General features: G+C 46.4%; 22 protein-coding genes. 19 read left to right on the top strand and 3 right to left on the bottom strand.

The features are described from left to right. Window positions 1–87: 87 nt before the first annotated feature. The 14 genes from F752_RS0103595 to F752_RS0103530 all read left to right on the top strand — a co-directional run bounded on the left by F752_RS0103595 (window position 88) and on the right by F752_RS0103530 (window position 11,582). On the top strand, window positions 88–546 hold the full coding sequence (locus F752_RS0103595; protein ID WP_017730366.1) for a bactofilin family protein: 459 nt from the start codon (window positions 88–90) through the stop codon (window positions 544–546). 7 nt (window positions 547–553) lie between these two features. Next, window positions 554–730, top strand: coding sequence for an AtpZ/AtpI family protein (locus tag F752_RS0103590; RefSeq protein ID WP_017730365.1), 177 nt, complete (start codon window positions 554–556; stop codon window positions 728–730). Next, window positions 731–1,138, top strand: coding sequence for a hypothetical protein (locus F752_RS0103585; RefSeq protein WP_017730364.1), 408 nt, complete (start codon window positions 731–733; stop codon window positions 1,136–1,138). It begins immediately after the preceding gene. Next, entirely contained in the window at window positions 1,125–2,207 is a 1,083-nt protein-coding gene (atpB, locus tag F752_RS0103580) for a F0F1 ATP synthase subunit A (protein ID WP_017730363.1), read from the top strand. The genes F752_RS0103585 and atpB overlap by 14 nt, the downstream gene beginning before the upstream one ends. Before the next feature lie 42 nt (window positions 2,208–2,249). Beyond that, window positions 2,250–2,525, top strand: a complete 276-nt coding sequence (atpE, locus tag F752_RS0103575; protein ID WP_017730362.1) for an ATP synthase F0 subunit C — start codon at window positions 2,250–2,252, stop codon at window positions 2,523–2,525. A gap of 97 nt (window positions 2,526–2,622) precedes the next feature. Then, a complete protein-coding gene (gene atpF, locus F752_RS0103570) occupies window positions 2,623–3,117 on the top strand; it encodes a F0F1 ATP synthase subunit B (protein ID WP_017730361.1) in 495 nt (164 codons plus the stop codon). A gap of 20 nt (window positions 3,118–3,137) precedes the next feature. Continuing rightward, window positions 3,138–3,695 carry an ATP synthase F1 subunit delta gene (atpH, locus tag F752_RS0103565; RefSeq protein WP_017730360.1) on the top strand — a complete coding sequence of 186 codons (558 nt, stop codon included), beginning with the start codon at window positions 3,138–3,140 and terminating at the stop codon, window positions 3,693–3,695. Window positions 3,696–3,752: 57 nt separating this feature from the next. Then, the gene (atpA, locus tag F752_RS0103560) at window positions 3,753–5,336 is read left to right on the top strand and encodes a F0F1 ATP synthase subunit alpha (protein WP_017730359.1); all 1,584 of its coding nucleotides are present in this window, start codon (window positions 3,753–3,755) and stop codon (window positions 5,334–5,336) included. 61 nt (window positions 5,337–5,397) lie between these two features. Next, on the top strand, window positions 5,398–6,288 hold the full coding sequence (atpG, locus tag F752_RS0103555; protein ID WP_017730358.1) for an ATP synthase F1 subunit gamma: 891 nt from the start codon (window positions 5,398–5,400) through the stop codon (window positions 6,286–6,288). A gap of 280 nt (window positions 6,289–6,568) precedes the next feature. Next, window positions 6,569–7,183, top strand: a complete 615-nt coding sequence (locus F752_RS0103550) for a UbiA prenyltransferase family protein (protein WP_152425010.1) — start codon at window positions 6,569–6,571, stop codon at window positions 7,181–7,183. Window positions 7,184–7,318: 135 nt separating this feature from the next. Then, window positions 7,319–9,064, top strand: a complete 1,746-nt coding sequence (locus tag F752_RS0103545) for a L,D-transpeptidase family protein (protein WP_017730356.1) — start codon at window positions 7,319–7,321, stop codon at window positions 9,062–9,064. 186 nt (window positions 9,065–9,250) lie between these two features. Next, entirely contained in the window at window positions 9,251–10,636 is a 1,386-nt protein-coding gene (gene radA / locus F752_RS0103540; RefSeq protein ID WP_017730355.1) for a DNA repair protein RadA, read from the top strand. 73 nt (window positions 10,637–10,709) lie between these two features. Then, a complete protein-coding gene (locus F752_RS0103535) occupies window positions 10,710–11,342 on the top strand; it encodes a YdeI/OmpD-associated family protein (protein ID WP_017730354.1) in 633 nt (210 codons plus the stop codon). A 48-nt stretch (window positions 11,343–11,390) separates the two neighbouring features. Further along, window positions 11,391–11,582: a hypothetical protein gene (locus tag F752_RS0103530; protein WP_017730353.1), complete on the top strand. Its 192-nt coding sequence runs from the start codon at window positions 11,391–11,393 to the stop codon at window positions 11,580–11,582. Here the strand turns inward: F752_RS0103530 and F752_RS0103525 are convergent. Then, on the bottom strand, window positions 11,579–12,511 hold the full coding sequence (locus tag F752_RS0103525; RefSeq protein ID WP_017730352.1) for a 1-aminocyclopropane-1-carboxylate deaminase/D-cysteine desulfhydrase: 933 nt from the start codon (window positions 12,509–12,511) through the stop codon (window positions 11,579–11,581). The genes F752_RS0103530 and F752_RS0103525 overlap by 4 nt on opposite strands. A 192-nt stretch (window positions 12,512–12,703) precedes the next feature. Between F752_RS0103525 and F752_RS0103520 the strand changes: the two genes are divergently transcribed. Next, window positions 12,704–13,729, top strand: coding sequence for an RluA family pseudouridine synthase (locus tag F752_RS0103520; RefSeq protein ID WP_017730351.1), 1,026 nt, complete (start codon window positions 12,704–12,706; stop codon window positions 13,727–13,729). A gap of 67 nt (window positions 13,730–13,796) precedes the next feature. After that, window positions 13,797–14,900, top strand: a complete 1,104-nt coding sequence (gene yjjX / locus F752_RS26570; RefSeq protein WP_017730350.1) for an inosine/xanthosine triphosphatase — start codon at window positions 13,797–13,799, stop codon at window positions 14,898–14,900. 262 nt (window positions 14,901–15,162) lie between these two features. Here yjjX and F752_RS0103505 read toward each other — a convergent pair whose 3' ends face one another. After that, window positions 15,163–15,885, bottom strand: a complete 723-nt coding sequence (locus F752_RS0103505; protein ID WP_017730348.1) for a hypothetical protein — start codon at window positions 15,883–15,885, stop codon at window positions 15,163–15,165. A 191-nt stretch (window positions 15,886–16,076) separates the two neighbouring features. Here F752_RS0103505 and F752_RS0103500 point away from each other — a divergent pair, with 191 nt between their 5' ends. Beyond that, a complete protein-coding gene (locus F752_RS0103500; protein WP_017730347.1) occupies window positions 16,077–16,826 on the top strand; it encodes a hypothetical protein in 750 nt (249 codons plus the stop codon). A 155-nt stretch (window positions 16,827–16,981) separates the two neighbouring features. On the opposite strand, the gene mazG is transcribed toward F752_RS0103500, so the two are convergent. Next, complete coding sequence (mazG, locus tag F752_RS0103495) at window positions 16,982–17,803, bottom strand: nucleoside triphosphate pyrophosphohydrolase (RefSeq protein ID WP_017730346.1); 822 nt, start codon at window positions 17,801–17,803, stop codon at window positions 16,982–16,984. A 78-nt stretch (window positions 17,804–17,881) separates the two neighbouring features. Here mazG and F752_RS0103490 point away from each other — a divergent pair, with 78 nt between their 5' ends. After that, the gene (locus tag F752_RS0103490; protein WP_017730345.1) at window positions 17,882–18,118 is read left to right on the top strand and encodes a hypothetical protein; all 237 of its coding nucleotides are present in this window, start codon (window positions 17,882–17,884) and stop codon (window positions 18,116–18,118) included. 164 nt (window positions 18,119–18,282) lie between these two features. Then, a complete protein-coding gene (gene glmM / locus F752_RS0103485) occupies window positions 18,283–19,683 on the top strand; it encodes a phosphoglucosamine mutase (protein WP_017730344.1) in 1,401 nt (466 codons plus the stop codon). Window positions 19,684–19,687: the final 4 nt, after the last annotated feature.

Here is a 19,687-nt window from a genome sequence, read left to right as displayed (position 1 = left end):
GGTAAAGGAGAAGGAAAAGTTTAGCTTATTCTATCATTCACTCCTTCTATCATTCAAAATTAATCAGCATATTAACCCAATAGTATTATGTTTAACAAGCACGAAAAGAAAGCAGTAGAGGAGCAGCTTACCACCAGTAGCAATACCATCGGAAAAGGAACAAGCCTTGTAGGGGATATTGAAACTTTCGGGAACATCCGGATTGATGGAAAGGTTAAAGGAAATATAACCAGTAAATCGAAACTTGTGCTGGGCGATTCTTCTTTTATAGATGGAAACGTGCTGGCGCAAAATGCCGAAATAGAAGGAGAAGTTACAGGCCGTGTGGAAGTAACAGAATTATTGATTTTGAAGCCATCTGCCAGAATAAAAGGCGATATCATTACGAATAAAATGGTAGTGGAGGCCGGTGCTGTATTCAACGGATCCTGCCAGATGGGTGCAGATGCAAAAGAAATAAAAATTACCGATTTTGATCATGCCCCAGGAAGAGAAGAAGCCCGAAAGGTTAGAAAATCAGAAGAACCGGAAGCAAAGTCCGCTTAATGAATATATGAAGTATTCAGGCCTTGCTTTCCAGATGCTGGGAGCCATAGGCCTGGCGGTGTGGGCAGGTTGGGAGCTGGATCAGTACCTCGGCCTGCGCTTTCCTGCTTTCCTGATAGTTTTTACCTTAATGTCAGTTACCGCCTCCATTGTACTTACTATAAAAAGTTTACCAAAGGAATAGATGAACAAAATTGTGTGGCATGCCCTCAAGCTAACGGGCTTTACCCTGGGTATCGCCCTTTTACTGTTTTTGCTAAAGCATTTTACAGCCACTCCGCTGGTCCATGACAGCTACATGACCCTGCTGCTGTTTATGTATTTGTTGACGCTGGCAAGCTCCGTATTTGTTTTGTATGGAGTGCGGAATCACCGCGAGCAGTTTAATGCTTTCTTCTTTCCTGCCATTATCTTCCGCCTATTTGCCAGTATCATTTATATAGTAATAGTGGTGCTAATGGGAGTGGAGCATATTTTATTCTTCGTGCTGGACTTTTTTGTCCTGTATTTGTTTTTCCAGGTGTTTGAAATTACTTCGTTAATGACTAACTTGCGCTCGCATTTGGAAAAACGAGGCAATGAAGATAATTGAAAAGGCGAGATCCTTCCCTAAACAATTAAAAATCAGCATTTTTGCATTATTGGTCTTACTGGCTGTGGGCGCTCCATCTTTTGCTGCCGATGGTGGTGAAGATGAAGGCTTTAGTGCCGGGGACATGATTTTGCACCACATTGCGGATGCGCATGAGTGGCATTTTTTTGATGGAGCCTACGGGACTCTTTATCTCCCGGTTATAGTATACTCGGAGGAACACGGGCTGGATATATTCTCTTCTTCAAACTTTTACAATGAAGCACACGAGCTGGTGCCGTACAATGGCTATATAATGGACCACGGGCATATTGTTGCTGAAGATGGGGCTGAGCTGTTGGACCTTTCCATTACCAAGAATGTGGCTTCCATGTTTCTGAGTGCGATTATTATGCTAATAGTGTTTGTTAGTATAGCCAATCGCTACAAGAAAAAAACCATGGAGGCACCAAAAGGCCTGCAGTCCTTCCTGGAGCCTATTATTATGTTTGTGCGCGACGAAATCGCCATCCCGAATATTGGCCCGAAGTATGCCCGCTTTCTGCCCTTCCTGCTTACCCTGTTTTTCTTTATCTGGATTAACAACCTGCTCGGTTTATTGCCTGGTGCAGCAAACGTTACCGGTAATATTGCAGTAACCCTGGTATTAGCGGCCATTGTATTGGTTATTACCCTTGCCAGCGGTACTAAAACCTACTGGGGCCATATTTTTAATACCCCGGGTGTGCCGTGGTGGCTAAAGACTGTGCTGCCAATTATGCCACTGGTGGAGTTTATCGGTATCTTTACAAAGCCGTTCTCCCTGATGGTCCGTTTGTTTGCCAACATCACGGCGGGTCACATCATTATCCTGAGCTTGTTTAGCTTAATATTTATCTTCGAAAGTGTGGCGATTGGTCCTGTAAGTGTTGCTTTCGCTACCTTTATGTACTTCCTGGAGCTTTTTGTAGCCCTGCTGCAGGCTTACATCTTTACCCTTCTGGCGGCCATGTACTTTGGTGGTGCGGTAGAAGAGCACCATCACGACGAGGAGCATGTAGATCCTGAAACGGAGAAGGCGCTTGTTTAAGTTGAGAAACCATTTGTTTATTTATAAATCATAATTTCAATTATGTTACTAACTATCTTGTTAAACGTTGGCTTAGCCGTATTTGGTGCCGCTATTGGTGCTGGTCTTGTTGCATTAGGCGCAGGTTTCGGTATCGGTCGTATTGGTGGCCAGGCGATGGAGTCAATTGCCCGTCAGCCAGAAGCTGGTGGCAAAATCCAGACAGCGATGATTATTGCCGCTGCACTTATCGAGGGTGTATCTCTCTTTGGTGTGGTAGTATGTCTGCTTATTGCACTGGACGTTGCCGGTCTTGCAGCGGCTGCAGCAGCTCTTTAAGAATTAAAAGAACCGGCTTAGCCATTAGGGCGGCCGGTTCTTTTTACTTCGAATAGTCAGGTAAATAAAATCATTATACTTAAGTAATATAAAGCAAATGGAATTAGTAAACCCCGGTACCGGTTTAGTTCTCTGGACGCTGATCACCTTCTTAATAGTGCTTTTTCTGCTTCGGAAGTTCGCATGGGCGCCGATAGTGGATGCGCTGAAGCAGCGCGAGTCTTTTATTGAAGATTCGTTAAGTGCCGCTGAGAATGCTAAAAAGGAAATGGCGAACCTGAAGGCCGAGAACGAGCGATTGATCGATGAGGCTAAGGTGGAGCGAGACAAGATTATCAAAGAAGCAAATGCCGCCGCGAAAAGAATCGTGGAAGAGGCCAATGCAGATGCATCGAAAGAAGCACAGAAAAGAATTGAAGAGGCACGAGTGGCTATCAATACAGAAAAACAGGCAGCCCTCGCCGAAGTAAAAACCCAGGTGGCAGAGCTTTCAGTTAAAGTTGCTGAAAAATTAATGCGCCACGAGCTGAGCAGCGAAGCTTCGCAAAAGGCACTGGTGCAGGATTATATTAAAGACCTGAACGTAAACTAAGAGCTTAAGAAGGAGATCCAATGTCAGAGATAAGAGTTGCTTCCAGATATGCCAAGTCATTAATCGAACTGGCCAAAGAAAAAGGAGTACTGGAAGAAGTGCATAATGACATGCAGTTGTTCAGCCAAACGGTAGAAAGCAACCGGGACCTTTACTTAATGCTGAAAAACCCAATAATGGGTAACGATAAAAAGTATGCAGTGCTAAAGGCCATTTTCGGAGATAAAGTAACGGAAATGACCAATGCTTTTTTTAAAATTGTTAGCCGCAAAAACCGGGAAGAAAATCTGCCGGCTGTAGCAAAGGAATTTCATGCCCGCTACAATATTGAAAAAGGAATTGTTGCAGCGGAAGTAACCACTACCTTCCCCCTGACAGACGAGATGAGGAAAGAGTTCAGGGCTATAGTAGAGAAAATAAGTGGTAAAAAAGCGGAATTGTCAGAGAAAGTGGATAAAAGCCTTATTGGCGGATATGTGCTGAAGGTAGGAGACCGCCAGATCGATGAGAGCATCCAAAGCCGATTAGTGGATCTGAAATCGAAGTTTAGCCACAATCCTTATATAAAGGAATTTTAATAGCAGGTGTGCAGTTGCACATTTTTGATATAGTATAAAAAACAGAACGCATATATAATGGCAGAAGTAAGACCAGACGAGGTGTCAGCTATTTTGAGAGAACAGCTGTCGAATTTTCGTACAGAAGCTGAACTCGAAGAAGTGGGCACCATTTTGCAGTTAGGCGATGGTGTTGCCCGCATTTATGGGTTGTCTAAAGCACAGTCAGGTGAGCTGCTGGATTTTCCGGGCGAGCTGACAGGCATGGTGCTAAACCTGGAAGAAGATAATGTGGGTGCGGTATTATTAGGAGACTACAGCCACGTAAAAGAAGGAGATACTGTAAAACGCACCGGCCGTATTGCCTCTATTAGAGTAGGCGATGGTATGGTAGGTCGCGTGGTAGATACCCTTGGTTTACCTATCGATGGTAAAGGCCCTATCAGCGGCGAGTTATTTGAGATGCCCTTGGAGCGTAAAGCACCAGGTGTAATTTACCGCCAGCCGGTAAACGAACCGCTGCAGACAGGTATAAAGGCGATTGACTCTATGATTCCGATTGGCCGTGGCCAGCGTGAATTAATTATTGGTGACCGCCAGACAGGTAAAACCGCTGTAGCGATTGATGCCATTATTAACCAGCGAGAGTTCTACGAAAAAGGCGAGCCTGTTTTCTGTATTTATGTAGCCTGCGGACAAAAAGCCTCTACGGTGGCTAACATTGTGGCTGCCCTTGAAAAAGGTGGCGCCATGGATTATACGGTAGTAGTATCGGCTTCTGCGGCTGACCCTGCGCCAATGCAGTTCTTTGCGCCATTTACAGGTGCGGCCATTGGCGAATTCTTCCGCGATACAGGTCGTCCTGCCCTTGTGGTATATGATGACCTTTCAAAGCAGGCGGTAGCTTATCGCGAAGTATCACTGCTTCTTCGTCGTCCTCCGGGCCGCGAAGCCTATCCTGGTGACGTATTCTACCTGCACTCCCGCTTATTGGAGCGTGCGGCGAAAATCAACGCCAACGATAATATTGCACAGCAGATGAACGACCTTCCTCCTTCACTGGAAGGAAGAGTAAAAGGTGGTGGTTCTTTAACAGCCCTTCCAATCATCGAAACACAGGCGGGCGACGTTTCAGCTTATATCCCAACAAACGTAATTTCTATTACCGACGGCCAGATATTCCTTGAAACCAACCTCTTTAACTCAGGTATCCGTCCGGCGATTAACGTAGGTATTTCAGTATCGCGTGTGGGTGGTAATGCCCAGATTAAGCCAATGAAAAAAGTGGCCGGTACGCTAAAGCTTGACCAGGCCCAGTTCCGCGAACTGGAAGCATTTGCCAAGTTCGGTTCCGACCTCGACCCAGCTACTAAGCGTACCATTGACCGTGGTCGCAGAAACCTTGAAATCCTGAAGCAGGCTCAATATTCGCCGGTTGCAGTAGAAGAGCAGGTAGCAATTATTTTTGCCTCAACAAAAGGCTTTATGGACCGCGTGCCGGTAACAAGAGTAAAAGAGTTCGAAAAAGAGTATATCTCTCTACTGCGCGCCCAGCACCAAACGGTACTGGACAGGCTTAGAAAAGGAGAGTACAGCGATGAGCTTACCGATACCCTTACCACGGTAGCGAAAGACCTGGCAAAAAGATACGAAACCAAATAAGTAAGCATTTATGAAGCATCCGGTTGTTAAGCCGGATGCTCATTTTCTATATTGCTCAACCATGGCAAACCTAAAAGAAGTAAAAAGTAGAATCGGTTCAGTTACTTCTACCCAGCAAATAACCAAAGCCATGAAAATGGTGGCTGCGGCAAAGTTGCGTAGGGCACAGGATGCAATTACCCAATTGCGGCCTTATGCCGAGAAGTTAACAGAAATATTGCAGAATCTGTCCTCTGCCAATAAGGAAGGAACCGATAATGTGTATGGAGAGCAGCGGCCGGTAAACAGGGTACTGATCGTGGCAGTTACTTCTGATAAAGGCCTTGCCGGCGCATTCAATACAAACGTGATGCGCCGGATAAGGGTATTGCTGGAAAATGATTTCCGCGAACAGCATCAGCAGGGGAATGTGGAGATCCTGCCTATCGGAAAGAAAGCTCTTGATTATTACAAAAAAGGAGATGTAAAGCTCCATACCCAGTTTTCTGGGCTCTTCAGTAACCTTAGCTTCGATGAGGCAAGAAGTGCAGCGGAGTTTGCAATGGAGAATTTCGTGAACGGCACTTTCGATAAAGTAATTGTGGTATACAACGAGTTTAAAAATGTAGCCACACAAATCATCCGTGCAGAGCAGCTGTTGCCTATTCTTCCAGCCGAAAATGAAGAAGAAGAATCAGCAGCTACAGTAGATTATATTTATGAGCCTTCAAGAGAAGAAATTGTACAGGAGCTAATTCCTAAGTCTATCAAAATCCAGTTTTACAAAGCGCTGCTCGATTCGAATGCCTCGGAGCATGGGGCTCGTATGACAGCCATGGATAAGGCAACGGATAATGCCGGTGAGTTGCTGAAGGAGCTTAAACTCGTTTACAACCGTACACGCCAGGCAGCTATTACAACAGAAATCCTGGAGATTGTAGCAGGCGCAGAGGCCCTCTCCAGCAGTCGCTAAGAAGGTACTGAACAAATAATTGATAAGCCCGTTTTCCAAACGGGCTTTTTTTATCTCTAAAATGCACCAAATCCGGAAGCTCTTAAAGTTCTTTATCTACAGTAATCTGCTAATTAGCTGCTGTGCAGTTGCCTTTCTGCTAACCGGAAAGGAGTTGCTTCAGGTGGAGGTGAAGGAAGTTAAGCCCCTGGCTTTAATTTTTAGTGCCACCTTTCTGATTTACAACCTGAATATATTTCTCGTTTACCAACTCAGGAAAAAGCGAGTTTCAGGAAGAAAGATGGACTGGTTTTTTCGTAACCGGCATGTAATATACATTCTCCTGCTATTAAATACAGGCCTGCTGCTTTGGTCTTTCCCTTACGGGAGCTGGCAGCAAAGTCTGTTCTTTTTGCACCTCGGAATAATATCGCTTTTATACAATGTGCCGGATCGGTATGCGAATACTGCTTTTCGCTCTATCCGAAGTGTACCACTGATAAAGGTCTTTTTAATTGCGTATGTTTGGGCGGCCATTGGGGCTTTTTATCCGGCACTTGAGTACCAGCAGGCATTCCAGGAAGCTATCATATTATTCGTCCTTTTTTTTCTTTTCATTCTGGCAATTACGTTGCCCTTCGATATCCGCGACTACTATGGTGATAAAAAGCGGAGTCTCCTGACGGTGCCTGGCGTAATCGGAATAAAGAATACCCGGAAAGTGGCTGTCGCTTTGCTGCTCCTGTATGCTATAGGTATAGGGTTCATCTATCAGCATTGGGCAGCTTCCTTTTTTATTGCTTTAACAGGAGGGGCCCTTATTGCTTTTTCATCTGAAAAACGCCCCGATTGGTATTATACAGGTGGCGTGGATAGTCTCCTGCTTTTACAGTATCTTTTAATGCTGGTGTTGTAGCCTCTCAGGTAACTCTAGGCAGTATTACCCGTATAAAATAGGGGAAAGCATCCCCCCTCATTATCAATTCATTAAAAAAGGTGGCGGCTCAACTATGCCTTCCTGTTATTTTATTGATTAATATAAAGCATACAATTGAAAACAAAGATATATCAACAAATAGCTTTACTAACCTTAATAGTAAGCATTCTGGCTGCCTGTAATTCTGAGCAGCAGCAAAGCAACAGTGGAGGTACAGCCTCTGAGTTCAGCAGGTTCTTTAATTTTTCCTCAAAGGTAGATGTGGATGAGCTTAGTAATGCAATGCAGAAAGAATTATTGGATTCGGCCGGCATCTATCAATACCTTGAAAAGGAAGAGGTCCCGCCCAAACTGCAGAAAGACTTTCTTACCTTTTATAAAGAAAGAGAATATATGCCAGCCTGGCTGGATGAGGATGGTATGACAGGGGAAGCAGAGGATCTGATAAAAGCGGTACAAAAAAGCCATGAACACGGTTTAGACCCTGAGAACTACCGCCTGCAGGTACTCGACAGCCTTCGCCGGGAAGTGGAAGCAGATAATGCTGAAATGGAAGATTACCAGCTATTCGATAAAACTTATACCCTTTCTTATTTAAAGCTGGCCAGCCATTTACTGGCGGGTGGCCTGGAGCCCGAAAAGCTGGATGCGATGTGGGAAACCAGTAGCAGAAAAAAAGACCTGGCTCCCTACCTGGCAGAAGCTTTGGAGGAGGAAGAAATTGTGGAGTCATTAGAAAGACTGGAGCCTTCTTTTGCCACCTATGAGGGCTTAAAGCATGCGCTTGCACATTACAGGGAGCTGGAAAAGCGGAACGAAAAATGGATAAAGCTACCGGGAAGCCTGGTTTTAAGGCCGGGAGACTCGACGGAATATGCTGCTCAACTGGCTCGAAAGCTCTATAGCCTGGGCGATACAGAGGAGCAATTAGAAACAAGAGGTGTCTATACTCCGGAATTAGCCGCTGCAGTGGCTTCTTTCCAGGAGCGCCATGGGATAAAAGAAGATGGTGTTGTGGCAGAAAACACACTGGCAATGCTCAACGTGCCCATCAGTGAAAGAATTGACCAGATAAAGCTGAACCTGGAACGCCTCCGCTGGATGCCGGAAAGACCAGACGGCCGTTATGTGGTGGTAAATGTGCCGGAATATATGCTCTATGTGTTCGAAGGGGCCGACAGTACCTTACAAATGCGTGTGATTGTGGGGGAGGCCTATAATTCCACCACCCCAATCTTTAATGATACCATGGAGTATATTTCCTTTAGTCCTACCTGGACGGTGCCGATGAGTATTGCTACAGAAGAAATGCTGCCCCGCCTTCGGAAGAACCCAGGCTACCTGGGCAGCCGTAATTTTAAATTATATGAAAGCTGGCAGGAAGATGCCCCTGAAGTAAATCCTTTTAAAATAAACTGGAATAAGGTGGAGCCCGATGAATTTCCCTATCGGATTGTGCAGCAGCCAGGTCCTTCGAATGCTTTGGGTCGAGTGAAATTCATGTTCCCGAACCGCTTAAGCATATATTTGCACGATACCCCTTCAGATTATTTGTTTGATCAGGCTGAAAGGGATTTTAGCCATGGCTGTATCAGGGTGGAGAAGCCGGTAGAACTGGCAACCTACCTCCTGCAGGAAAAAGGCTTCGGGCGCGAAGAGGTGATGGAAATGATGAATCTCCCGGAGCCGGAAAATGTTACCCTGCCGGAAGAAGTTCCGGTCTTCATCGAATACCGGACCGCCTGGATGGGGCAGGAGGGGCGTGTACATTTCAGGGAAGATATTTACGGGCACGACCGTACCCAAATGGGTACTTTCAAAGAGGCTCTTGCAAGTACGGAACCGAAGGCCGGTAATTAATACATATTTACCATCTTTTTGAGCCCTGCAGGCACCTGCAGGGCTCTTTTTTTGTTGTTTTACAGAACATCCTTACCTTTAGAAAAGGTAAAGACCACCAAAAGAATAAGAGGAACTGAGAGTGGCCGGAGGCATAGCAACTCCTGCTCTATCAGTATAGCCTGTCAACTCATTAGTAAATAACCAGTGGCAAAACTTAAAACAACCTATTTCTGCCAGAATTGCGGTGCCCAGTCTCCGAAGTGGATCGGCAAATGCCCCTCCTGCGGCGAGTGGAATACCTATGTGGAAGAAGTAGTGCAGAAAGAAGATAAAAACACCAAAAGCTGGCGCTCCGAACCAGAGACAGGAGGAGGCAGCTTTAAGAGAGTCAATAAGCCCCAGCCCATAACCGGCATTGCCTATGAGCACCAGTCACGGTTTAATACGGCCGACGGGGAGCTGAATCGTGTATTGGGAGGAGGCATTGTACCGGGTTCCCTGGTATTGATTGGTGGAGAGCCGGGCATCGGTAAATCAACCCTGATGCTGCAGATCGCCACTGCCATGAAAAATTTTAAGGTACTTTATGTGAGCGGGGAGGAAAGCGAGCAGCAAATAAAGATGAGAGCCGATCGTATGCAGGGCGTTAGCGAAAACTGCTATATCCTCACCGAAACCAATGTGCAGAATATTTTTAAGCAGATTGAGCAGCTGCAGCCCCAGATGCTGATTGTCGACTCCATTCAAACGCTCCATACCAGTTATGTCGAATCAGCTGCAGGCAGTGTATCGCAGGTGCGCGAATCGACCTCAGAACTGATGAAGTATGCCAAGGAAAGCAATGTGCCGGTATTCCTCATTGGCCACATAACCAAAGAAGGCTCACTGGCAGGCCCTAAAGTGCTCGAGCATATGGTCGATACCGTGCTGCAGTTCGAAGGAGATCGGCACCTGAGCTACCGCCTGCTCCGCACTACTAAAAACCGCTTTGGCTCCACTTCGGAACTGGGTATATATGAAATGCTGGGAACCGGGCTAAGAGAGGTAAGCAATCCGTCGGAAATCTTAATCTCGCAGCGGGAGGAAGAGTTGAGTGGCGTGACGATTGGCGCAACCCTGGAGGGGAATCGTCCGCTTCTGATAGAAATCCAGAGCCTGGTAAGCCCCGCCACCTATGGTACTCCCCAGAGGAGCAGCACGGGTTATGATGCAAAACGCCTGAACATGCTGCTGGCGGTGCTGGAGAAAAGAGGAGGCTTCCGCTTAGGCATCCACGATGTATTCCTCAATATTGCCGGTGGCTTAAAGGTAGAAGATCCGGCCATTGACCTTGCGGTATGCGCCTCCATCGTATCTTCTCTCAAAGATGTTTCCATTTCCAGTCGCATTGCTTTTGCCGGTGAGGTAGGGCTAGGTGGGGAAATTAGGGCTGTTAACCGAATTGAGAACCGCATCAGCGAAGCAGAGAAGCTTGGATTTCAGGAAATCTATATCTCGAAGTACAATAAGAAGGGGCTGGACTTTAGCCAGTACACTATAGATGTTAAACCAGTCAGTAAGCTGGAAGAGGTGTTTATGAAGCTTTTATAATAATTTTGAAAATTTTGCAGTAAAAGGCTGTCTTCCGTATATTCAGGAACGACAGCCTTTTTTATGGAGATCTATGGAAAACGCATTAGCTAAAAAACTCAAATTACAGCCCGGGGAGAAAAACCTCATCCTGCAGGCGCCGGAATCTTTTTTGCAGGCCATTAAACCTATACCCTTTGATGATTCGCCAGAAGGAAATAACTATGATTATGTGCAGCTTTTCGTCAGAAATATTGAAGAGCTGAATGCACAGGCTCCCAAAGCATTAAAAGCGATAAAAGAAGATGGGAAGCTATGGTTCTGTTATCCTAAAAAAAGCTCCGCCCTTCATACCGACCTCCATCGCGATAAAGGCTGGGAGGTGGTATATAAGGCCGGCTACGGAGGAGTAGCGGCTGTTTCTATCGACGAAACATGGTCGGCATTACGTTTCCGGCACGAAAGCAAAGTAAGTCGTAAGGAAGGCTCTATGGTAGGGAGTTCAGAAAAATCCGCTTCTGAACGGATACTGGAAATGCCCGAGTACATCCGGGTGGCCCTTGGGGCTCATCCAAAGGAAGAGGAGTTTTTTAACAGCCTCGCCTATACCCACCGGAAGGAGTATGTGCAGTGGATAACCAATGCGAAGCGGGCCGATACCCGCCTGCGCCGCCTGCAGCAAATGCTGGAATTGCTTCGAGAAGGCAAAAGGGGGCGGTATAGTTGAGGTAGAAGGCCATAAAAGAATATTGACAGGGAGCACATTTATGAGCAGGTGCCTCTTGGTCGGAAAGGAGAGCTTATTGTTATCTATTATGAAAAAGGAGATTACTTTCTGGCCCACCAGCCCTTTACCGTTGAAGAAGGACATATTCTTCGAATGGAGCCAAAGGCAACGAGTAAAGTGGATATCAGAGATTTTCTGAAGAAGTTCAGCCAAACGGAGGGTTTAACCGCTTCCCGCTAAATCAGATCGCCAAAACGCTCCCTAAAGCCTTTAACTCCCTGGAGCCCTCCGGTATGGATAGCCAGCAGGCTTGTGCCCGGCTTAAAAAAGCCTTTTTGTACCAGATTGTACAGGCCAAAGAGCATTTTACCTGTGTAGATGGGGTCGAGCGGAATGCCGGTTACCTCCCTGAAAATATTCATGAAGTTGAGCAGCTCCGGTTTCCATTTGGCGTAGCCGCCAAAGTGGTAATCTGTCATGAGCTGGTAATTATGGTAGAGTTGCCCGTTGTACTCCTTTGTTAGCCTGTCCACCTCCGCTTTCAGGAAACTGCCGCCCTTCAGTACCGGAAAGCCCAGCAGCTGCTTTTTCCGGTTCATGCCCGCTACTAAACCAGCTAAAGTGGCACCTGTGCCACAGGCGGTGCAGATATAATCATAGGCGCTGGTTTCAAGGTCATGTATAATTTCGGCACAGCCTTGTACGGCCAATGCGTTTGAGCCTCCTTCCGGTATCAGGTAAAACTTTCCAAATTGTTCCCTTAGCTGTAGCATCACCTCCGGCTGTTCCTTTTCTTTATAGGTGGACCGGCTCATGTAGCGAAGCTCCATGCCCTGCTCCTGCGCAAAAGCCAGCGTAGCATTGAGCGGAAGGTGTTCTTCTCCCCTGATGATGCCAATCGTTCGAAAGCCAAACGTTTTGCCTGCGGCCGCAACAGCAGCAATGTGATTGCTAAAAGCTCCTCCAAAGGTAAGTAACACCTTCTGTCCCTGCTGGCGGGCGGCCTGTAAGTTATATTTGAGCTTTCGCCATTTATTTCCGCTGATGTGTGGGTGCAGGAGATCTTCCCGTTTTATCCAAAGCTGCACCTTGTGCTTGCTCAGCACAGGATCCTCAACTAACTGAATAGGAGGAGTCGTGATTGGTGAGGAAAAAGGAAGGATATCCATTTCGATAAATCGTCTCAATGCCTGATCCTTACAAATATAAGAAAACGATGGGCTTCAAATCTTCATTTTGTATAAACACCTGTGGTTACGGGCAAAGTTATCTTTACCCGCTCCTCCTGTATCCTTTGAATAAGCACCTGTCTTTCGGTAGCTTAGCATATCAACCTATAATTTCCCTATCTTTGCAGCAGTATGAAGAATTACCAGGAAGAACAGGAGGACGACGAGCTTTTTGAGCATCATCGTATGGTCGTAGACCCAAAACAGCAGCTGCTGCGTATTGATAAGTTTTTAATGGACCGGCTGCCCAATGTAACCCGCAACCGGGTACAAAAGGCCATTGACGACGAATTTATTAAGGTAAATGAACGACCGGTTAAAAGTAACTATAAGGTACGCCCTGGCGATGTAATTACCATTGCCCTGCCGGAACCTCCGCGCGATACAGATATTCAGCCAGAAGATATACCGCTGGATATTTTATTTGAAGATGATGACCTGCTGATTGTGAACAAGCCTGCTGGTATGGTCGTACACCCTGCTTATAACAACTGGACAGGTACACTGGTTAATGCACTGGTACATCACTTTCAAAATTTGCCCACCATGCCTGAAAATGAAGGGCGACCCGGTCTCGTACACCGAATAGATAAAGATACCTCGGGCTTGCTGGTAGTGGCCAAAACAGAACTGGCCATGCAGGGCTTAGCCAAACAGTTTTTTGACCATAGCATCGAAAGAACCTACTATGCCCTGGCCTGGGGAGAGCCCCAGGCCGAAACAGGCACAATTAATGTAAATTTAGGCCGTTCCTTAAAAGACCGGCGGGTAACCGCTCCTTTTCCGGAAGGCGATATGGGCAGGCGCGCCGTTACCCACTATAAGGTATTAAAGAATCTGCGTTATGTTTCGCTTATCCAGTGTAATCTGGAGACAGGACGTACGCACCAGATTAGAGCCCACATGAGTTACATCGGCCACCCCTTGTTTAATGATGCTACCTACGGAGGCGATAAGGTGTTGAAAGGCACCAGGTTTAGCAAATATAAGTCTTTTGTAGAGAACTGCTTTAAGCTGCTGCCTCGCCAGGCACTTCATGCAAAATCGCTCGGGTTTAAACATCCACGCAGCGGCGACTGGTTACAGTTTAATACCGATTTACCGGAAGATTTTACAACCGTTCTGGAAAAATGGGAGCACTATGTGCAGTATAATTGATGCCAGATAAGGAAACCGTTATGCTAAAACTTACGAATAATAGTAAAGAGCAATATTTTTTCAGCTTATGACAAAGAAAACAGCTTCGAAGAAAACAGCCAGCCAGGAACAGGATACGAATGCCAAAGAAATAGACCGGGTTGCGGTTAAAGTAGTAGAAGAAGATAAAAAACAGGAAACCGCCGATAAAGCGGAGCTAAAGCCTAAAGCAAAAAGAAAAGGGAGAACCAGCAAAAAGAAATCTGCTCAAAAGCCGAAGACCGGAGGAGAACCGCTTGCTGAAAAGGAACAGAAGCAGGAAGGGGCGGCAATGGCAAAACAGGAGAATAAACCAGAGCCAGCAGAAGCAAAGCCAAAACGGGCAAAGAAAAAAAAGGCAGCGCCTAAGGGAGAACTAGTAAAGCAGGAGGCCGGACAAAGGGCAGAAGCAAGGAATTCGGAAGCTCAGCAAGCAGCTGAAAAACCAGCAGCGAAGCCAAAACCAAAAGCCAGGAGAAGTGCAAAAAAAGGATCTAAGGCTAAAGGGGGAAGAAATGCTGCGGAGGCTCCTGAACCATCAGGAGGTGCTGATAAAGGCATGGAGGTAGTAAAACAGGAGGCAAAACGGGGAAACCATGTAGTGGTAGCCTCCCGAAATCCGGCCAAAATTAAAGCAGCCGAGCTGGGTTTTAGCCGTATGTTCCCGGACCAGGAGTTTGTCTTCGATGGCATCTCTGTAGCTTCCGGCGTAGCCGACCAGCCGATGACGGACGATGAAACTTTTATGGGTGCCCTGCACAGGGCCCTCACAGCACAACAGGAGCAGCCTGAGGCTGATTACTGGATTGGTCTGGAAGGTGGCCTGCAGGAAGAGGGAGATGATTTCTATGCCTTTGCATGGATTGTGCTGATAGGTCCGAAAGGAATGCAGGGGAAGTCCAGGACAGGGACATTCGTGTTACCGCTGGAGGTAGCGGAATTAGTCAGGGACGGAAAAGAACTCGGAGAGGCTGATGATATCATCTTCGGAAAAACAAACAGCAAGCTTAGCAGCGGAGCCATCGGTATACTTACCCACGGGCTGATTGACCGTGCCGAATACTATGCCGGTGCGGTGGCCATGGCCCTTATTCCGTTTAAAAATCCGGAGCTTTACGCGGTAGAGGACACTCTTATTGAAGTGGAGGTCTGAATTCCTCTGTATTCGTAACTGCCGCTTTAAAGTAAAAAGAATTTTCCCTGCTCAGGGCTCCTATTTTAAGCGTAAGCAGGCAGCAGAGCAGGTAAAGATGGCTTTCTTTACTTTCCTGTGGATATACATTTACCTGCTTAGGTAGTGTTTTGGAGTAAAGGTTTTACTTACTTCAGGCTGATGGGGTGCGTAACTATTTCTTCTTCACCTTAAAAATTCTGGCTTCCTTTTCAGTTAGCTTTTTTACTTTACCATTTTACAATCAGCTTTCATCACTTTTTAGCTGATTGTAGTAGTGCATAATTTTAATTAGATCAGTTTTCTCCCTGTGGTTTAACTTATTGGTTTCAATAAACTTTTCTACGGCCTTTCTTTTATCCTTCATCATCTCCAGCAGTAAATCATAATCTGCTTTGCGGTAGCGGATGCGTTGTTCAACCACAGGGGTGGCATCTGAGTAATCCTCAATACTGCTCTCCGGAGTAACCAGATATAAGGTTTCGTAGGGGACCATTATGTTATAGGTACGGGGCGAATACGGATCGTTATACCAGCGTGGAATATAATAGCCTCTGTAGCGGTATGAGTGAGGGTTCGCATTTCTGATTTCGGTTTTAAACTCCGTTTTGGAGAGAAGGGAGATGTGCGGTCCCTCATAATTCGCTTCAAAAAACAGCATGATGTCATAGTTCTGGCCTGCCAGCGGGTATGGGAGCGAGTAAAAGCGGCGGTGCCTTTGCAGCTCATGGTCATAGAAGCGAAAGGAAACAATCTGATTCGCATCGAATGACAGAATTTTGTTGCCTGTATTTATTTGAAGCAAACCGGTTTTTCGGTCGGAATAATAGCTGAGTTTTCCGTCAACAACCTGACCATCGGTTAAAATTACCTGGCCATCGAACCAGAGGTCATCCTGTATTTGAGCCTTTGCCGGAGCAAAAAAGCCTACCAACACAAGAATGAGCATATAGGGTAAGAGTTTCATACAAATTGATAATTACAGCTGTAATACTATTAATTTTCCAGCAAATAACGTGCGGCTTTATTTAAAATCGCTTGGCTTCCTAAGAAAAGCAGGCATTGAAATTAAGGCTATTGAACAATAAGCCTTCTCAGGAGGTTAGGGCGCATAAGTGCTCGTTTATTCTTAGCACTAACAAAAATTCCTGCAAAACAATGCCGCATGTAGAAGAAAAATATCAATCCCCTGCTACACCAGTGGCTGTATTTATGCTTTTTCGCCTTCAGGAAGGCAGGAAGTGGTGGGGCTTTCGGCAAATGGGACTTTCGCGGCAGTACCTCAGCGGCCTGCAAGGTTTGAAATTCGGTGCCATGATGGGAACAGGGGCCGGCGCTGGCTTTAGTATAAAGCCCGATTTTGGCCGCTACGCTGTTTTTTCCAGCTGGCAAACTGAAAAAGCGGCAGAAAATTTTATACAGACCTCTCCTTTCGTTCGCTCCATTCGGCAGCGCTGCCAGGAAGTGTACACCCTGAAAATGCTTCCCGTTTCAGCTAAAGGCTACTGGCAGGGGAGCAATCCCTTCTTGCCGCTCCACTCCCTTACTACAGACTATAAAGGTCCGCTGGTAGCGTTAACCAGGGCAAGTATCCGCTTCAGCCGTTTGTATGATTTTTGGCGGCATGTACCCGGAGTAAGTGCAGAAACCCAGCAGGCAGAAGGACTGCTGGCGCAGGTGGGCATTGGTGAGTGGCCGGTGATACAGCAGGGTACCGTCAGTCTCTGGCAAAGTCAGGAGAAGCTAAAAGCTTTTGCTTACGGAATGCGGCGGCACCAGGAGGTAATTCATAAAACCCGCAGCCGGAACTGGTATAGCGAAGAGCTTTTTGCCCGTTTTATTCCCCTGCAGGCCACGGGCAGCTGGAATGGTAACGATCCGCTGGCTGCCTACCTTTCTCTATCCTAACTTTCAGGTTCCTGAGTAGTAGAATGATATTAAGGGGATCAGAATGTCTAATTCAGTAATAAGCCCAGAGAAGACGCTATACTCCTTTTTTCCAAACCTCAGGCGGCTTTTTATCCTCTTTCCCCAAAAAAGTTATTACAAACAACTAACAACTACTATTTCAGCTTCTTTGCCTTATTCCAGTATTCATCCATTTCAGCCAGTGTCATGTCGCCCAGCTGTTTGCCTGCTTTGGTACTTTCCTCCTCCAGGTATTGGAAGCGGCGGATAAATTTTTTATTGGTCAGCTCAAGGGCCTCTTCAGGATTTATATCAACAAAGCGGGCATAATTAATGAGGGAGAAGAGCAGGTCGCCAAATTCGGCCGTTGCTTTGTTCTTATCAATTTCCTTATCTGCCGCTACATTAAACTCCTCCTTAAATTCCTGCATTTCTTCTTCTACTTTTTCCCACACCTGTTCTTTATGTTCCCAGTCGAAGCCTACACCCCGGGCTTTTTCCTGAATCCGCATGGCCTTAATGAGTGCGGGCAAGGAGCGTGGCACCCCACCGAGCACAGACTTTTTGCGGCCTTTTTCCTTCAGCTTTATTTTTTCCCAGTTCGCCTTTACTGCTTCCGCATCATTGGCTTCCACATCGCCGTAAATATGCGGGTGGCGGTGAACCAGTTTATCACTAATACTGTGGAGCACATCCGATACATCAAAGTCCCCTTCCTCAGAAGCAATCCGGCTGTAAAAGACCATGTGGAGCATCAGGTCGCCCAGCTCCTTTTTCACTTCCTCCATATCATTGTCCAGTATGGCATCGGAGAGTTCAAAGGTTTCCTCTATGGTTAAGTGGCGCAGACTGCTAATGGTCTGTTTCTGGTCCCAGGGGCAATTGAGTCGCAGCTCATCCATAATCGTGAGGAGGCGGTCAAATGCCTCGAGCTTTTCTTTCCTTTTCGGGTCCTGTGGGGCTTTGGGTGCTTGCATCTCTTTTTGCTTTAGAAACTTTGCCTTTCGCTTATGCGTTTTGCTAGTATATCGTAAATTTGCACAAATAACAGAACAATGACTACTTTATTATTAGGAATAGCATTTATAGGCCTCTTTTTTATCCTGATGTCGGTACGCCTGATACTGGTAAAAGACGGTCAGTTTAAAGGAACCTGCGCATCGCAAAGTCCTTTCCTGAACAAGGAAGGTGGCACCTGCGGATTCTGCGGTAAAAATGTGGAAGCAGGAGAAGCCTGCGGTAAAGAGGAGGTGGAAGAGAACGAGGTTAATAAAGTTTTATCTAAGTTTTAGTTCTGTTGTGCAGCCGCTCTTTTGCGGTGCAAGCTTCCAGTTTTCAGCGGCACTAAAAGGGTATCTGTTTTTCGGCTAATTAAAACAATATGAGGCTTAGAGGTATTCTTTTAGTGTAATTTTTTTTAATACCTTTGCTCACCAAAAATCAGGAGAAACCATCTGTGGCATTAATTAAATCAATATCCGGAATAAGAGGAACAATTGGCGGACAAAGCGGAGAAGCCCTTACCCCCCTTGATGTAGTGAAATTTTCAGCCGCCTATGGCAGCTGGATGAAGGCGAAAACAGGCAAGACAAGCATTGTAATTGGCCACGATGCCCGCCCATCCGGCGATATGGTATCCCGCCTGGTAGCGGCTACCCTGCAGGGGCTTGGTATCGATGTTATTGACCTTGGCCTGTCGACTACACCTACTGTGGAAATGACCGTTACAGAAGAGCAGGCCGGTGGTGGTATTATCATTACTGCTTCTCATAACCCGGTACAGTGGAATGCCCTGAAACTGCTGAACGATAAAGGCGAATTTATTTCGGGCGATGAGGGAGCAGAAGTACTCAAGATTGCCGAAGAAGAATCTTTTCAGTTTGCGGAAGTAAAGAAGCTGGGTGAATACAGCCAGAGAGAAGACGCTATTGAAAAGCATATAGAAAAAATACTGGCCCTGCCCCTGGTAGATGTGGAGGCCATTAAAAAGCGCAATTTTACCATTGCCGTTGATGCGGTAAACTCTACCGGAGGCATTGCCGTTCCTCAGCTGCTGAACGCCCTTGGGGTGAAAAACGTAGAGAAGTTCTTCTGTGAACCGAACGGACTTTTCCCTCACAATCCGGAGCCGCTACCGGAGCACCTTACCCACATCTGCAACGAAATTTCAAATGGTCGTTTCGACCTGGGCATTGTTGTTGACCCCGATGTTGACCGCCTGGCACTCATCAGCGATAATGGAGAGCCCTTCGGCGAAGAGTATACCCTTGTGGCTGTAGCTGATTATGTTTTAAAACAAAATGGTGGCGGCAATACTGTTTCCAATCTTTCCTCTTCCCGCGCACTAAAAGATGTTACGGTAAAGAGAGGCGGTACTTACGAAGCTGCAGCAGTTGGCGAGGTTAATGTGGTGGACAAAATGAAGGAAACCAATGCCATTATCGGTGGTGAAGGCAATGGCGGTATTATTTACCCTGAGCTCCACTATGGACGCGATGCATTGGTAGGTATTGCCCTGTTCCTGACGCACCTGGCCAAATTCGGAAAATCGGCTGCCATGCTGCGTTCTACTTATCCGAACTACTATATCTCAAAAAACAAGATTGAGCTGACGCCGGAAATTGACGTGGACAGGGTGCTGGACGAAATACGCCAGCGTTATGCCAAGCAGCCGGTCAATACCATCGATGGTGTAAAAATTGAGTTTGATGAGGAGTGGGTACACCTGCGGAAATCCAATACCGAACCTATTATCCGCATTTATTCTGAGTCGGCTTCAAAAGCAACGGCCGAACACCTGGCAAATAAGATTATCTCTGATATAAAGGAAGTTATTTCCACCAAAATAGAAGAATAAAGCC

This window comes from Nafulsella turpanensis ZLM-10 (genome assembly GCF_000346615.1).
In the GTDB taxonomy this organism is placed as follows: domain Bacteria; phylum Bacteroidota; class Bacteroidia; order Cytophagales; family Cyclobacteriaceae; genus Nafulsella; species Nafulsella turpanensis.
Note: the sequence above shows the minus strand (reverse complement) of the source record. Positions and strands in the feature narration are given on the sequence as shown.

Coding starts and splice junctions, on each gene's coding strand:
- F752_RS0103595 (WP_017730366.1), top strand. CDS start 88: ATGTTTAACAAGCACGAAAAGAAAGCAGTAGAGGAGCAGCTTACCACC.
- F752_RS0103590 (WP_017730365.1), top strand. CDS start 554: ATGAAGTATTCAGGCCTTGCTTTCCAGATGCTGGGAGCCATAGGCCTG.
- F752_RS0103585 (WP_017730364.1), top strand. CDS start 731: ATGAACAAAATTGTGTGGCATGCCCTCAAGCTAACGGGCTTTACCCTG.
- atpB (WP_017730363.1), top strand. CDS start 1,125: ATGAAGATAATTGAAAAGGCGAGATCCTTCCCTAAACAATTAAAAATC.
- atpE (WP_017730362.1), top strand. CDS start 2,250: ATGTTACTAACTATCTTGTTAAACGTTGGCTTAGCCGTATTTGGTGCC.
- atpF (WP_017730361.1), top strand. CDS start 2,623: ATGGAATTAGTAAACCCCGGTACCGGTTTAGTTCTCTGGACGCTGATC.
- atpH (WP_017730360.1), top strand. CDS start 3,138: ATGTCAGAGATAAGAGTTGCTTCCAGATATGCCAAGTCATTAATCGAA.
- atpA (WP_017730359.1), top strand. CDS start 3,753: ATGGCAGAAGTAAGACCAGACGAGGTGTCAGCTATTTTGAGAGAACAG.
- atpG (WP_017730358.1), top strand. CDS start 5,398: ATGGCAAACCTAAAAGAAGTAAAAAGTAGAATCGGTTCAGTTACTTCT.
- F752_RS0103550 (WP_152425010.1), top strand. CDS start 6,569: ATGGACTGGTTTTTTCGTAACCGGCATGTAATATACATTCTCCTGCTA.
- F752_RS0103535 (WP_017730354.1), top strand. CDS start 10,710: ATGGAAAACGCATTAGCTAAAAAACTCAAATTACAGCCCGGGGAGAAA.
- F752_RS0103525 (WP_017730352.1), bottom strand. CDS start 12,511: ATGGATATCCTTCCTTTTTCCTCACCAATCACGACTCCTCCTATTCAG.
- F752_RS0103520 (WP_017730351.1), top strand. CDS start 12,704: ATGAAGAATTACCAGGAAGAACAGGAGGACGACGAGCTTTTTGAGCAT.
- yjjX (WP_017730350.1), top strand. CDS start 13,797: ATGACAAAGAAAACAGCTTCGAAGAAAACAGCCAGCCAGGAACAGGAT.
- F752_RS0103505 (WP_017730348.1), bottom strand. CDS start 15,885: ATGAAACTCTTACCCTATATGCTCATTCTTGTGTTGGTAGGCTTTTTT.
- F752_RS0103500 (WP_017730347.1), top strand. CDS start 16,077: ATGCCGCATGTAGAAGAAAAATATCAATCCCCTGCTACACCAGTGGCT.
- mazG (WP_017730346.1), bottom strand. CDS start 17,803: ATGCAAGCACCCAAAGCCCCACAGGACCCGAAAAGGAAAGAAAAGCTC.
- F752_RS0103490 (WP_017730345.1), top strand. CDS start 17,882: ATGACTACTTTATTATTAGGAATAGCATTTATAGGCCTCTTTTTTATC.